Annotated in this window: 11 protein-coding genes; 2 read left to right on the top strand and 9 right to left on the bottom strand. The window is 70.9% G+C overall.

Annotation, left to right across the window (positions count from 1 at the left end):
• Positions 1-70: 70 nt before the first annotated feature.
• Genes ACH4DX_RS03000 through ACH4DX_RS02990 form a run of 3 tightly spaced genes read right to left on the bottom strand, consistent with a single transcriptional unit; the run spans position 71 to position 4,697 of the window.
• The gene (locus tag ACH4DX_RS03000; RefSeq protein ID WP_398153759.1) at positions 71-892 is read right to left on the bottom strand and encodes an HAD family hydrolase; all 822 of its coding nucleotides are present in this window, start codon (positions 890-892) and stop codon (positions 71-73) included.
• Positions 889-3,525 (bottom strand): phosphoribosyltransferase, encoded by a 2,637-nt coding sequence (locus tag ACH4DX_RS02995; protein WP_398153758.1) that lies wholly within the window; start codon positions 3,523-3,525, stop codon positions 889-891. The genes ACH4DX_RS03000 and ACH4DX_RS02995 overlap by 4 nt, the downstream gene beginning before the upstream one ends.
• A gap of 5 nt (positions 3,526-3,530) precedes the next feature.
• Complete coding sequence (locus tag ACH4DX_RS02990) at positions 3,531-4,697, bottom strand: HpcH/HpaI aldolase/citrate lyase family protein (RefSeq protein WP_398153757.1); 1,167 nt, start codon at positions 4,695-4,697, stop codon at positions 3,531-3,533.
• A gap of 354 nt (positions 4,698-5,051) precedes the next feature.
• Between ACH4DX_RS02990 and ACH4DX_RS02985 the strand changes: the two genes are divergently transcribed.
• Positions 5,052-5,972 (top strand): TerD family protein, encoded by a 921-nt coding sequence (locus ACH4DX_RS02985; protein ID WP_398153756.1) that lies wholly within the window; start codon positions 5,052-5,054, stop codon positions 5,970-5,972.
• A gap of 58 nt (positions 5,973-6,030) precedes the next feature.
• Here the strand turns inward: ACH4DX_RS02985 and ACH4DX_RS02980 are convergent, their stop codons facing one another.
• The 6 genes from ACH4DX_RS02980 to ACH4DX_RS02955 form a co-directional block, all read right to left on the bottom strand.
• Complete coding sequence (locus ACH4DX_RS02980; protein ID WP_398117240.1) at positions 6,031-6,777, bottom strand: Tellurium resistance; 747 nt, start codon at positions 6,775-6,777, stop codon at positions 6,031-6,033.
• Positions 6,778-7,042: 265 nt separating this feature from the next.
• A complete protein-coding gene (locus tag ACH4DX_RS02975; protein ID WP_398117239.1) occupies positions 7,043-8,185 on the bottom strand; it encodes a DUF475 domain-containing protein in 1,143 nt (380 codons plus the stop codon).
• 135 nt (positions 8,186-8,320) lie between these two features.
• Positions 8,321-8,896, bottom strand: coding sequence for a TerD family protein (locus tag ACH4DX_RS02970; protein ID WP_030566412.1), 576 nt, complete (start codon positions 8,894-8,896; stop codon positions 8,321-8,323).
• 156 nt (positions 8,897-9,052) lie between these two features.
• Positions 9,053-9,628, bottom strand: a complete 576-nt coding sequence (locus ACH4DX_RS02965) for a TerD family protein (RefSeq protein ID WP_016642563.1) — start codon at positions 9,626-9,628, stop codon at positions 9,053-9,055.
• A gap of 139 nt (positions 9,629-9,767) precedes the next feature.
• Positions 9,768-10,226 (bottom strand): peroxiredoxin, encoded by a 459-nt coding sequence (locus ACH4DX_RS02960; protein WP_398153755.1) that lies wholly within the window; start codon positions 10,224-10,226, stop codon positions 9,768-9,770.
• Positions 10,227-10,488: 262 nt separating this feature from the next.
• Entirely contained in the window at positions 10,489-10,920 is a 432-nt protein-coding gene (locus ACH4DX_RS02955; RefSeq protein ID WP_058845858.1) for a DUF3052 domain-containing protein, read from the bottom strand.
• Between the two features lie 460 nt (positions 10,921-11,380).
• Here ACH4DX_RS02955 and aceE point away from each other — a divergent pair, with 460 nt between their 5' ends.
• Positions 11,381-14,128: a pyruvate dehydrogenase (acetyl-transferring), homodimeric type gene (aceE, locus tag ACH4DX_RS02950; protein ID WP_398117234.1), complete on the top strand. Its 2,748-nt coding sequence runs from the start codon at positions 11,381-11,383 to the stop codon at positions 14,126-14,128.
• Positions 14,129-14,262 lie beyond the last annotated feature (134 nt).

Here is a 14,262-nt window from a genome sequence, read left to right as displayed (position 1 = left end):
GGGGTTGCCCGCCGGGGAAGGTTGCCCGGCGGAGCGGGGGACGGCCGCCCACAGGAGCGGGCGGTGCGGCCTACCCCGCCAGGAAGCGGCGCAGGATCTGCTCCCCCGCGGCCACCCCCCGCTCCGGCACCACCGTGAGCCCCGGCACCGACCAGCCCGTGTCGGCCAGCTCCCCGTGGGAGGGCCGCCAGGAGCGGTCCGCCGCGGCGAGCAGGTCGGCGTCGAGGAGCGAGTCCCCGGCGGCGAACACCTCGTCGGCGCCCGCCCGCCGCGCGATCTCCCGCATGGCCGCGCTCTTGGTCAGCGGCCGCGGCACCGCGTAGATCTTGCGCCCCTGCAAGGAGACAGCCCAGCCGCGCTCCACGGCCCACTCCCCCAGTTCCTTGACCCAGCCGGACGGCAGCAGCGAGCGCTCCACGACGAGGTAGGCGAAGAGGTCCTCGGCGACGCGCTCCTTGAGGAGCCAGGCGGGGTCGGCGGTGCGCAGCAGATGGGCGCGGATCTCGTCGAGGGGCGCGCACTCGGCGGCGACGCGGCGGTCGACGGCCGCCCGCCACGCCGGGTCCGAGACGCCGTCGACGAGCAGGTGCCCGCCGTTGGCGCAGATCGCGTACCGCGGTACAGGACCCGGGAGGTGGACGCGGTGGTACTGCTCGCGGGTGCGGGTCGTCGTGGGCACGAAGACGGTACGCTCCGCCAGTTCCGTGAGCAGCGCGGCGGCGGTCTCCGTGACGTACGAGAGCGGCTTGCCCTCGTACACCTCGACGCACAGCAGCCGCGGCGCCTCGGCGTCGGGCACGGTCAGGCCGAGGGCGGCGGCGGAGTAGATGAGGGTGCGGTCCAGGTCGCTGGCGACGAGCAGGCGCCGGGCACCGTCGTGGGGAGCGCTCACGCCGACGCCACCGCCCTGCCGTCCGCGCCCGTGGCGCCCCGCGTGTACCGGGGGTGGATCAACCCCATGCAGGTGTACGGGAGTCCGTCGACCTCCTCGACGGGCACACCGCGCTGTGCGGCGAGCAGCCGCACGTGGTCGAGGTCGGCGCCCGCGCCCGCGCGGGCCAGGATCTTCCACGGGACGCGGCGCAGCAGCACGCGCGTGGTCTCGCCTACGCCAGGCTTGACCAGGTTCACGTCGTGGATGCCGTACTCCTCGCTGATCCGCTCGACGGCGGCCCAGCCCTCCCAGGTCGGGGCGCGGTCCGCGGCGAGCATCTCCTTCACCTGCGCGGCCACCGCGTCCGCCACCTCGTCGAAGCGGGCGGCGACGGCGTCGACGAAGTCGCGGGAGACGTCGGTGTCCGCGAGGTCGCGGTAGAACTTCGCGCCGTGGAAGTCGTCGGGCCCGACCAGGTCGGCGCGCAGCACCGTACGCGAGATCAGGCCGGACACCGTGGAGTTCAGGCACGCGGACGGGATGAGGAAGTCCTCGCGCGTGCCGTAGGTGCGTACGCAGGAGCCGGGGTCGGCGAGCACGGCCATCTCGGGGTCGAAGCCCGTGGCGCCACCCCGCGCCTCGAACTCCTCGACCGCGGCGGCCAGTTCACGGGTGATGGCGCCCTTGCCGGTCCAGCCGTCGACGAAGACCACGTCGGCCGGGTCGTGGTGCGCGGCCAGCCAGCGCAGCGCGTTGGCGTCGATGCCGCGGCCGCGCACGATGGACACGGCGTAGTGCGGCAGGTCGAGGCCGAGCCGGTCCTTGGCCCAGCGGCGCATCAGGACGCCGACGGGGGTGCCGGCGCGGGCGAGGGACACCAGGACCGGGCGGGGCGAGCGCTCGGCGACGACGGTCTCGGTCACGGCGCCGACGGCCTGCGCGATGCGGGCCGCGGAGGTGTCGAGCGCGGCCCGGAACAGCTCCTGGTACCGCGGACTCGGCTGGTACTCCACCGGCAGCGACTCGGCATAGTGCGCGCCGCCGCTCTGGATGGCCTCCTCGCGCTCCTCGGTGGGCGCCTCGAGCGTGACGTCCGAGAGGTCCTGGAGCAGCCAGCCGACGTCGGCGGCGGCGTACGAGGAGAAGGCGGGACCGCGCAGGGGTTCGGGCAGCAAGGAGGCTTCCTGATCTCGAGGGGCGTGCGGAGGGGTGTGCAGGGCGTGCGGGACCTGTGAAGGGGCTGGTGCGAGGGCCTGGGCGGGGGCCTCGGCGTGGGCGTACGCGGGGACGTACGAGGGCACGACGGCGAGCAGCACGTGCCCGGTGTGCGCGGCGAGCCGGGCGATGAGGCCGTCCGGCGCGTGCAGCGCGGGGGTGTCCGCGGTGGAGTCGACCACCGCGACGACCGCGTCGAAGCCGCCGCCCGCCACGTTGTACGCGAAGCGCGGCCCCGGCCCGTCGGCCGGGTCGTCGTGCGCCGGGAAGACGAGGCGGGTGCGGATGGCGTACCCGGGGTCATCCACGGCGAGGACGGGTGAGCGGGTGGTGGTGGAGTACCGCACCTCGGTGCCCGTGCGGCCGAGCCGCTCCTCCAGGGCCGTGCCGAGGGCGAGCGGTGCGTACATCAGCTCCTCGAAGCCGAGGACCAGGACGCGGCGCGCGCCCGCGGGCAGCGCGGCGGCGACCCGCTCGGCCATGCCGGGCAGCTCCGCTTCCAGGCGCTCCCGGTGGGCGGGGGTGAAGCCGTGCCGCCCGCCGTCGGGCACGCCCGCGGGCCAGCCGAGGTCGACGCGCGTGACGGGCGCCCGCTCGCCGCACGCGGCGGGCACCGGGGCCCCGGCCGCCTCCGCCGCCGCTTCGTGCTCCGCGACCAGGGCCTGCCCCTGCGCGAGGACGCCCTCGGGCAGCCGTACCGTGCCGGAGGCGAGGGCGACCAGGTCCACGCGGGCGCCCAGCTCGCGCGCGAAGGCGTCGAGGCGGTCCCGGTCCTCGGGAGTGCGCATGTCGACCAGGGCGACGACGACGTACCGCTCGCGCGGGAAGCGTGCGTGCAGGGCGCGGATGGTGTTCAGGACCGTGTTGCCGGTGGAGAACTCGTCGTCGACGAGGACCAGCGCCCCGTCGCCCGCGAGCAGCCGGGGGTCCTCGGGGAGCAGCAGGTGGGACGTGGCGTGCGAGTGGGCCTCCTCGAAGCCGCCCGCGCGCTCGACCCCGGCGACGGGGCGGCGCGTGGAGTGCAGGTAGGGGGCGAGGGCGACGCCGTCGGCGACGCTGTGGCCGAGGCCCGTCGCGGTCTCCGCGTAGCCGAGGACGACGGCGCGGGCCGCGTCGCCCTCCCCGAGGAGGTCGCGTACGCGGACGCCGAGGTCGTACCCGGAGCGCCAGATCACCGACGGGTGCTGCGGTACGTGCTTGCCGAGGACGTTCGACACGAGCAGGTGCGCCCGCTTGGGGTTACGGCGCAGCGCGAGCCCGAGCAAGTCCTTCAACCGCCCGCTCCCGGCACCACCGCCTGCGGCACCGCTGCCTTCGGCACGGCTGCCCTGCGCACTGCCGTCCACCCCGTTCTCGATCAGCTCGACCCCGAGCCGCTCGGTCACCCACGTACCCGACCACACCACGTCTTGCGTCTTCCTCACGTTCGCGCTCATGTCCGTCACGCGGGCAGCCCCGCGCTGAGCAGTTCCACGAAGCCGACGTCCTCCCGCGCGACGCCGAAGACCTCGGCGCGGCGCAGGGTCCGCACCGCCCAGGCGCGGTGCGGCTTCACCTCGTTCATCTTGTTCGTGTACGCGGAGCGCAGCACACCGCCCCCGTCCTGCTCGGGGCGGAGGATGTCCTCGGCGTCGCTGAACTCCTCGCGGCTGACGACCGACAGGGCGTGCACCGGCAGGACGTGCGAGGGGTGGATGCAGGTCTTGCCGAGCAGGCCGTTGGCCCGGTCGAGCTCGATCTCGCGCAGCAGGCCGTCCAGGTCGTGCTCGATGAGGGCCCGGCGCAGCTCCTCGGCGCGCACCTGGAGGAAGGGGCTCTGCCGCAGCTGCGGCTTGAACATCCGCTCCTGGGCGCGGAAGTACTCCCACACCGGTCCGGTCACGGTGAAGCCCGTGCCGTCGGCCCTGCCGAGGTGGTTGACCACGTCGGCGATGACGGACGCGACGATCTGCACGTCGTAGGCGGTCATGTGCGGCGGTCTGCGCAGACCGTACGCCGAGCAGAAGTCGGTGACGCCGAGCCGCAGCGCGAGCACGCGGTCGCGGTACTTGTCGACGGTGCGGGCGATCCCCGCGAGCGTCTCGGTGCGGCTCTCCAGGTGGAGGAGCTGCGGCGACTCCAGGACCGGCATGGCGAAGAGCCGCCGTCCGCTCGCCGCCTCGGCGGCGGCCAGGGACTCCAGGAACGGAACGCCCCGCTCCTCGGTGAACTTCGGCAGTACGAATCCGGACAGGAGCCGAATCGCAGGGCCGAGCCTGCGTACCAGGTCAGGGATCTGCTCGGCGGCGCGGACCCGGATGAAGAGCAGCGGCGGCTCGACGCCGGGACGCCCGTCGAGGTCGGTGAGGTGCCGGACCAGGTTCTCCTCCGCGGCCACGACGTCCTCGTCGCCGATCGAGTCCTCCAGGCAGATGACCATCGAGATCACGCCACGCGCGGACTGCTTGAGGATGTCGTCGGCGAGGTGCGTGCGGGTGGCGGGGCTGTAGAGCGTGGCGCCGAGCGCGGCCGCGAGGAGCTGCGGCGGGGAGTCCGCGGTGAAGGCACACGGCTCCCGATGGAAGAGGCGCTGGCGCACCTCTGGGGTTATGTGCCCGAAATGACGCATGTGGTTCCTCTTTGATTCTCCTGGTATAGGCCATTACGCCCGTATCGTCGTCGCGATCCGAAACGATGTGGCCGGTAATAGTACGTAGGGACAGGTGTCCAGGGTTCCCCGCGGGCATGAAGTCCAAGCAACCCGATCACGTCGCACACACGGACACCGCACCGGCACAGGCAGGTGTCATAGGCCGGGGGACGGGCAGGACGGGGGCAGGACGGGCAGGTGTCCGAAAGTTTTCGTCCGGGTACGGACCTCGTGTCCGGGCGGCCACGAGCGTGCCGCGGGCCCACGGGAGTCCGACGACAGGCCCCGGGCCCCGCGTTGTCCGGGTCCGCACCAGGAAGGCAGGATGACCGCATGACGCACGCGATGTTGAAGGGGTCGAACGTCCCGCTCGAAGCCGCCGCCGTCCGCGCGGTCCTGCGCTGGGCGCCGCGCCAGGGCTCCCCCGACGTCGACGCGTCGGCCCTGCTGCTCGGCACCGACGGCCGGGTGCGCTCCGACGAGGACTTCGTCTTCTACAACCAGCCGCGCCACCCCTCCGGCAAGGTCTGGCGGCTCGGCAAGAAGCGGGTCGCCGAGGGCCTGACGGACACCGTGCAGTCCGACCTCGCGGGCCTGGACCCCGCGGTGGACCGGGTGCTGCTCGTGGCCTCCGCGGAGAACAAGCCCTTCAAGCAGGTCAGCGCGTTGCGGATCCTGCTGTACGACGCCTCGCCGACCGTTCCCGCGGGCGCGGAGCCGTTCGCGTACTTCGACATCACGCCGGAGACCGGCGACGAGACCGCGCTGATCTGCGGGGAGCTGTACCGCCGCGGCGGCAGCTGGAAGTTCCGAGCGCTCGGCGAGGGGTACTCCAACGGCCTGGTGGGCCTCGCCACGGACTTCGGGATCCTGGTGGACGAGTCGGAGGCCGTGACCGACCCGACGCCCGACGCCTCGCTGCCGCAGACCCAGCACCTCGGGACGACGGGCGGGTCCGCGCCGCTGCCGCCCGCCCGGCCCGCCGCGCCCGCACCGGCGGCCCACACCCTGCCGCCCGCGCCGTACCCCGCGGCCCCGCCGTCCGCGCCCCAGCCGATGCCGCAGCCCGCGTACGGCTACCCGCCCGAGCCGCCGCGCTACCCCGCGCCGCAGCCGTCCTACGGCTACCCGCAGCCGGCGCCCACACAGCCGCCGGTCCCCGCCTACGGCTACCCGCACCCGGTGGCGCCCCCGCCCGTGCCCGACCCGAACTTCCGGCTGCCGCCGCAGGGGCCGCAGTTCCTGCCGCGCTGACCGGTCCGGTCGGGCGCCGGGGCGCGCCCGCGCCCGGCGGTCGCGCGGGGGCCGTGGTTCAGCTGCCGCCCACCTTGCTCTTGTAGCCCCGGCCCCATTGCAGGCCCCAGCCGTACAGCCGGTCGAGCTCGGCCTGGAAGCCGTACACGTACCGGACCTCGCGGCGCACGATCAGCTCGTCCTTGACGTTCTCCAGCATCAGCACGGCGCAGGAGCGGGCCTGCGGGGCGCGCTCCTCCAGGTCGATCTCGACGCGGGGGCCGTTGCTCGGGTAGAGCGTCACCTTGGCGTGGGTGCGGTCGAAGGCCGGTGTCTGGTCGTAGATGTAGACGAACACGAGGAGCCGCTTGATCGACTCGCGCTGGTCGAGGTTGACGTAGATCGTCTCGCCGGAGCCCGAGCCGAACCGGTCGTCGCCGCTGCCCTTGACGTACGGCGGCGAGTTGAGGCTCCCGAAGAAGTGTCCGAGGGGCTGCACCACGCCCTTGCTGCCGTCGGTCAGCTCGTACAGACAGCCCAGGTCGAGGTCGACGTTGACCATGCTCTGGGTGTGCGCCTGCACCGGTTCGGGCTGGAACAGCTTCAGCGGGTGCCGCAGCAGGCTGCCGCCGCCGCGCCTCTTGCCGAGGAGGTCGGACGTGCGCATCTGCCACGTCAGCGTGACGCGCAGATTGCCGGTGGCCGCGCCCTGTTTGGTGAGCGAGACCACCGGATTGCGCTTGGTCAGTTCGATGGAGTTGGTCGCGGCGCCGCCCGACGCGAAATCCATCGCACGCCTCGGCCGCAGACCGTCCCAGAAGGACATGCCACCCCCAGTAGGAAGCCCCGTGTCAGTTGTGCGTACGCCCCGGTGCGGTGCGGCCCCGGGTACTTCGGGTCCGCGACTGCCGCCCCGCACAGAAGCGTTCCTCAACCGGGGCGGTGCCACACTTCCGGACGGCGAAGTCGGCTCACCGTATGCCGCGGCGCGTACGCCGACGGCGGCGCCCCCCGGGTGGGGAGCGCCGCCGTCGCGGTGTGCTCGGGCCGGCGCGGCACCCGCCGTGCGGGCGGGTGGCCGGTGCGAGCGGCTAGACGCCGGAGGAGACTTCCGCCTTCTCGTCCGAGCCCGTGCCCTCCTCCGCCGCGAGCCGCCTGTTGCGGCGCACGGACGACCAGAAGGAGAAACCGATGAGGATGACACCGATCGAGCCGGTGATGAACTCGTTGATCTCGTACTGGATGGTGATGAGCAGGATCGCGGCGAGGGCGCCGATGGCGTAGTGCGCGCCGTGCTCCAGGTAGACGTAGTCGTCGAGGGTGCCCTCGCGGACCAGATAGACCGTGAGGGACCGGACGTACATCGCGCCGATGCCGAGGCCGAGCGCCATCAGGACGATGTCGTTGGTGATGGCGAAGGCGCCGATGACGCCGTCGAAGGAGAAGGACGCGTCCAGGACCTCGAGGTAGAGGAACATGAAGAACGCGGCCTTGCCCGAGAGCGCGATGGCCGAGACGGGCTTGCCGGTCTTCTTGGCCTGCTCCTCCTGCTCGTGCTCACGCTCCTCCTCTTCCTCGAGTTTGTCCTCGAAGAAGCCGGAGAGACCGCCCACCACGAGATAGGTGATCAGGCCCGCGAGTCCTGAGATGAGGACGGTCTCCGCCTTGTCGGCATGGACGCCGCCGTGCTGGTGCGCGTGCTTGGCGAAGGTCATCGAGGAGGCGAGCAGCACGACGAGCGCGATGCACACCGAGAGCATGTCGACCTTGCCGAGCTTGGCGAGGGGGCGCTCCAGCCAGCCGAGCCACTTGATGTCCCGGTCCTCGAAGATGAAGTCGAGGAAGATCATCAGCAGGAACATGCCACCGAAAGCGGCGATCGACGGGTGCGCGTCGGTGACCAGCTGTTGGTACTTGTCCTTGTCGTTGAGCGCGAGCCGGACCGCTTCGATCGGGCCCATCTTGGCGCTGACAGCGACGATCACGACCGGGAAGACGAGGCGCATGCCGAAGACGGCGATGAGGATGCCGATGGTGAGGAAGATCTTCTGCCAGAAGGCATTCATCTTCTTCAGGATCCCGGCGTTGACCACCGCGTTGTCGAAGGACAGCGAGATCTCCATGATGGACAGGATCGCCACGAGTCCGAGCGCCGCCCACCCCCCGAAGAGCACCGCTGCGACCAGGCCGAGCGCAGTGACTGCGAACGACCAGCCGAAGGTTTTCAGTACCACTGGCTACCCCATCGTATGTGTACGGGTCTCCCCCGCGCCGTCCCCGGTGATCCGTCCTCCGGGGGACGCCCCCGGCCTTCCCAGCGGACTGCCGGGCGAACCCGTCAGGCGTTTGGGGAACCCGGGGAGAGTCCTTTAAGAAACATTGACTCCGAAGTCTAGAGCGATGCCGCGCAGACCGGACGCGTACCCCTGCCCGACGGCTCGGAACTTCCACTCGCCGCCGTAGCGATACACCTCCCCGAAGATCATCGCGGTCTCCGTGGACGCGTCCTCACTGAGGTCGTAGCGGGCGAGTTCCTGGCCGTCCGCCTGGTTCACCACCCGGATGAAGGCGTTGCTGACTTGGCCGAATGTCTGTCCGCGGTTGTCCGCCTCATGGATGGAGACCGGGAAGACGATCTTGTCGCAGTGCGCGGGGACCTTGGTGAGGTCCAGGATCAGCGACTCGTCGTCGCCGTCACCCTCACCGGTGAGGTTGTCGCCGGTGTGCTCGACCGAGCCGTCCGGGCTCGTCAGGTTGTTGTAGAACACGAACCACTCGTCCCCGAGGACCCGGCCGGACTGGCACAGCAGGGCACTGGCGTCGAGGTCGAACGGGGCTCCGGTGGTGGAGCGAGCGTCCCAGCCGAGGCCGACCATCACCTTCGTGAGATCGGGTGCGGCCTTGGACAGGGAGACGTTGCCCCCCTTGGCGAGCGTCACGCCCATGATGCTGGTCCTCCCCGAGGTGCTGGAGCGTTGGGCCGCGCCGGGCCCCGGCGGTGCGCCGGGGCACGGCGGTCATGCGGTGCCGCGCGCGTCCGGCGCCGCACTTGACGTGTGCGGCGCCGGACGGCTCGGGTGCTGCGGTCCTTCGGTTCCGGCTCAGACGTTGACGCCGAAGTCCTGCGCGATACCGCGCAGACCCGAGGCATACCCCTGGCCGACGGCGCGGAACTTCCACTCCGCGCCGTGGCGGTACAGCTCGCCGAAGACCATGGCCGTCTCGGTGGAGGCGTCCTCACTGAGGTCGTAGCGGGCGAGCTCCGCCTCGCCCGCCTGGTTCACCACGCGGATGAAGGCGTTGCGGACCTGGCCGAAGGACTGCTGGCGGTTCTCGGCGTCGTAGATCGAGACCGGGAAGACGATCTTCTCGATGTCCGCGGGGACGGCCGCGAGGTTGACCTTGATCTGCTCGTCGTCGCCCTCGCCCTCACCGGTGATGTTGTCGCCGGTGTGCTCCACGGAGCCGTCCGGGCTCTTCAGGTTGTTGAAGAACACGAAGTTGGCGTCACTGCTGACCTTGCCCTCCGCGTTCGTCAGGATGGCGCTGGCGTCCAGGTCGAAGTCCGTCCCTGTGGTCGTACGGACGTCCCAGCCGAGGCCGACCGTGACGGCGGTCAGGCCGGGCGCCTCCTTGCTCAGAGATACGTTGCCGCCCTTGCTGAGGCTGACTCCCACGAGTCCTCCAAAATGTGTCCAGGGGCGGGGAGCCCCAGTCGTGCTTGCCATCGGATCAACGTGTGGATCCTAGTGACCGGTTCCCTGCGGTCACAGGCTCCGCACCTGAAGAATCACAGGGTGTCGCCCTAGGGGGTCGTCACAGGTTCCCGAGCGCCTTCACGTAGTCGTTGAGGTCCCGCGCGTCGGGGAGGCCGTTGACGACGGTCCAGCGGACGACGCCCTCCTTGTCGATGATGAAGGTGCCGCGCACCGCGCAGCCCTTGTCCTCGTCGAAGACGCCGTACGCCCGCGAGGTCTCGCCGTGCGGCCAGAAGTCCGACAGGAGCGGGTACGCGAGGCCCTCCTGCTCGGCGAAGACGCGCAGCGTGTGGATGGAGTCGTTCGACACGGCGAGGAGCTGGGTGTCGTCGTTCTCGAACTTCGGCAGTTCGTCGCGCAGGGCGCAGAGCTCGCCGGTGCAGACGCCGGTGAACGCGAACGGGTAGAAGAGCAGCACCACGTTCTTGTGCCCCCGGAAGTCCGCGAGCCGCACCGTGCGGCCGTGGTTGTCCTTCAGCTCGAATTCCGGAGCCTTGACGCCGACCTCGATCGTCACGTGAGCCACTTCCCTTCGCCTGAGCCATTGGGGTGCACTCAGCCTACGGGTGCAGCCCGTGCCCTCGCGGGGCGCCCCGGACCCGCCCCTTCCCGGACGGGCTGACATGCCCTCGCCGCACCGACGGGGGTTCTTGAGCCCGTCCGGCGATTGAGGACGAGCGCGCAGCGCGACGGCAGGAACATCCGCCCCCACGCGCGTGAGGCCCCTGACGGCGGAACCGTCAGAGGCCTCGGGGAAGCGGCGGCAGGCCTGCGGCCCGCTACCGCTTCTTGGCGGCGCCCTTGGGCGTGCTCAGCCGCGAGCCGTTCCAGTCCTTGCCCGCGTTGATGCTCTTGGTCTGGGACAGGCCGGCCGTGGTGGAGGCCTCACCGATCTCGCTGGGCTCGACGTAGCCGTCGCGCCCGGTCTTCGGTGTGAGGAGGAGGATCGAGCCGCCTTCTTCCATGTACGCGATGGCATCCACCAGCGCATCAGTCAGGTCCCCGTCGTCCTCACGGAACCAGAGCACCACGGCATCAGCCACGTCGTCGTATTCCTCGTCGACGAGCTCCGTGCCGGTGGCCTGCTCGATGGCCTCGCGGAGCTCCTGGTCGACGTCGTCGTCGTAGCCGATCTCCTGGACCACCATGTCGGGCTGGAAACCCAGCCTTACGGCAAGGTTCGTCTCCGCGTGGTCCGCGGTCGCGCTCACGGATTGCCTCCTGATCGTGTTCTTGGGAATGCCTGGCAGCCTCGCGCGTACGCGGGGCATGGGTCGTAGTCCACACGGGCGGGACGGATCGCGCAAGTACCCGGCCGTCGAGACCGCCGAAACGGTGACGTTCCCAACCGTGTCACCGCAACTGTCGCCGCTTCCCGAGCGGCGTCCGGCACGGGCCGGGCGGCTCCGCCGAGGCCGCTGGGCGGGATGGGCGTATCGTTGCGATTTGGTCGAGCCTACCCCAGGGACAGGGGCCGTCGTCCCTGTTACCTCGGGGTAGAGATGACGTATCCCTCGCCTGGGTAGACGATGGTGAACGTCGTACGGGCCGGTCCGTACCGGCACTGTACGGGCCGCACACGCACCCGACAGAGTTCAGACGCAGAGCAGAGTCCAGGCAGAGCACGAATCCGATCGCGTGCACCGCGCGACAACACAGCGAAGGAACAGCGTGGCTTCCGGATCCGATCGCAACCCGATCATCATTGGCGGCCTTCCCAGCCAGGTCCCGGATTTCGATCCAGAAGAGACCCAGGAATGGCTCGACTCCCTCGACGCCGCCGTCGACGAGCGCGGCCGCGAGCGGGCCCGCTATCTGATGCTCCGACTGATCGAGCGCGCCCGCGAGAAGCGCGTCGCCGTGCCCGAGATGCGCAGCACGGACTACGTCAACACCATCGCCACCAAGGACGAGCCGTTCTTCCCCGGCAACGAGGAGATCGAGCGCAAGGTCCTGAACGCGACCCGCTGGAACGCCGCGGTGATGGTCTCGCGCGCCCAGCGTCCGGGCATCGGCGTGGGCGGGCACATCGCCACCTTCGCGTCCTCGGCGTCGCTGTACGACGTGGGGTTCAACCACTTCTTCCGCGGCAAGGACGAGGGCGACGGCGGCGACCAGATCTTCTTCCAGGGGCACGCCTCGCCCGGCATCTACGCCCGCGCCTTCCTCCTCGACCGGCTCTCGGAGCGGCAGCTCGACGGGTTCCGGCAGGAGAAGTCCAAGGCCCCGCACGCCCTGTCGTCGTACCCCCACCCGCGCAGCATGCCGGACTTCTGGGAGTTCCCGACGGTCTCCATGGGCCTCGGCCCGCTCGGTGCGATCTTCCAGGCCCGGATGAACCGGTACATGGAGGCGCGCGGCATCGCCGACACCTCCAAGTCGCACGTCTGGGCGTTCCTCGGCGACGGCGAGATGGACGAGCCGGAGTCGCTCGGCCAGCTGTCCATCGCCGCCCGTGAGGGGCTCGACAACCTCACCTTCGTCGTCAACTGCAACCTCCAGCGGCTCGACGGCCCGGTGCGCGGCAACGGTAAGATCATCCAGGAGCTGGAGTCGCAGTTCCGCGGCGCCGGCTGGAACGTCGTCAAGCTGGTGTGGGACCGCAGTTGGGACCCGCTGCTCGCGCAGGACCGGGACGGCGTCCTCGTCAACAGGATGAACACGACGCCCGACGGCCAGTACCAGACGTACGCAACCGAGACCGGCGCCTACATCCGCGACCACTTCTTCGGCGACGACCAGCGGCTGCGCGCGATGGTCGAGAACATGTCGGACGACCAGATCCTGCACCTGGGCCGCGGCGGCCACGACCACCGGAAGATCTACGCGGCGTTCTCGGCGGCCAAGGCGCACAAGGGCCAGCCGACGGTCATCCTGGCCAAGACGATCAAGGGCTGGACGCTCGGCCCCAACTTCGAGGGCCGCAACGCCACGCACCAGATGAAGAAGCTGACGGTCGACGACCTCAAGGGCTTCCGCGACCGCCTGCACCTGCCGATCACGGACAAGCAGCTGGAGGACGGCCCGCCGCCGTACTACCACCCCGGTCGCGACTCCGAGGAGATCCAGTACATGCACGACCGCCGCCGGGGTCTCGGCGGCTATGTCCCGACCCGGGTCGTGCGCTCCAAGCCGCTGCGGCTGCCCGAGGACAAGACGTACGCGTCCGTGAAGAAGGGCTCCGGCCAGCAGTCCATCGCCACCACCATGGCGTTTGTGCGACTGCTCAAGGACCTCATGCGGGACAAGGAGATCGGCAAGCGCTTCGTGCTGATCGCGCCCGATGAGTACCGCACTTTCGGCATGGACTCGTTCTTCCCGAGTGCGAAGATCTACAACCCGCTCGGCCAGCAGTACGAGTCCGTGGACCGGGAGCTGCTGCTCGCGTACAAGGAGTCGCCGACCGGCCAGATGCTGCACGACGGCATCTCCGAGGCGGGCTGCACGGCCTCCCTGATCGCGGCGGGCTCGGCCTACGCCACCCACGGCGAGCCGCTGATCCCCGTGTACGTCTTCTACTCGATGTTCGGGTTCCAGCGCACCGGCGATCAGTTCTGGCAGATGGCCGATCAGCTCGCGCGCGGTTTCGTTCTCGGCGCGACCGCCGGGCGCACGACCCTGACCGGTGAGGGCCTTCAGCACGCCGACGGCCACTCCCAGCTGCTCGCCTCCACCAACCCGGGCTGTGTCGCCTACGACCCGGCGTTCGGCTTCGAGATCGCCCACATCGTCAAGGACGGTCTGCGCCGGATGTACGGCGAGGGCGCCGACGGCGGGCAGGGCGAGGACGTCTTCTACTACCTCACCGTCTACAACGAGCCGATCCAGCACCCCGCGGAGCCGGACGACGTGGACGTCGAGGGCATCCTGAAGGGCATCCACCGCTTCAAGGCGGGCACGGACGGCGCCATCCCCGCGCAGATCATGGCGTCCGGCGTCGCGGTGCCCTGGGCCGTCGAGGCGCAGCGGATCCTCGCCTCCGAGTGGAACGTCAAGGCGGACGTCTGGTCGGCGACCTCCTGGAACGAGCTGCGCCGCGACGCCGTCGACACGGAGCGGCACAACCTGCTGCACCCGGAGGAGGAGCAGCGCGTGCCGTATGTGACGCGCAAGCTCTCCGGGGCCGAGGGGCCGTTCGTGGCCGTCTCGGACTGGATGCGCGCCGTGCCGGACCAGATCGCCCGCTGGGTGCCCGGCACCTATCAGTCGCTGGGCGCGGACGGCTTCGGCTTCGCGGACACCCGGGGCGCGGCCCGCCGGTTCTTCCACATCGACGCGGAGTCCATCGTGGTCGCGGTCCTCACCGAGCTGTCCCGTGAGGGCAAGGTCGACCGTTCCGTCCTGAAGCAGGCGATCGACCGCTACCAGCTCCTGGACGTCATGGCCGCCGACCCGGGCCCCGCCGGGGGCGACGCCTGACGCTCGCGGCACGACAGCTCCCTCCGGTCGCGGGGGGGGGGGGGGCCCCCGGGGCGGCCCCCCCCCCCCGCCGGTGAGTACAGCGGCCCCCCCACCCGAGGTGCGGAGCCCCCCCCCCCGCGGGCGGGGCCGGG

The sequence above is a fragment of the Streptomyces sp. NPDC017940 genome (genome assembly GCF_044328435.1).
Taxonomy (GTDB): domain Bacteria; phylum Actinomycetota; class Actinomycetes; order Streptomycetales; family Streptomycetaceae; genus Streptomyces.
This window is presented reverse-complemented; position numbering and strand designations above follow the sequence as displayed.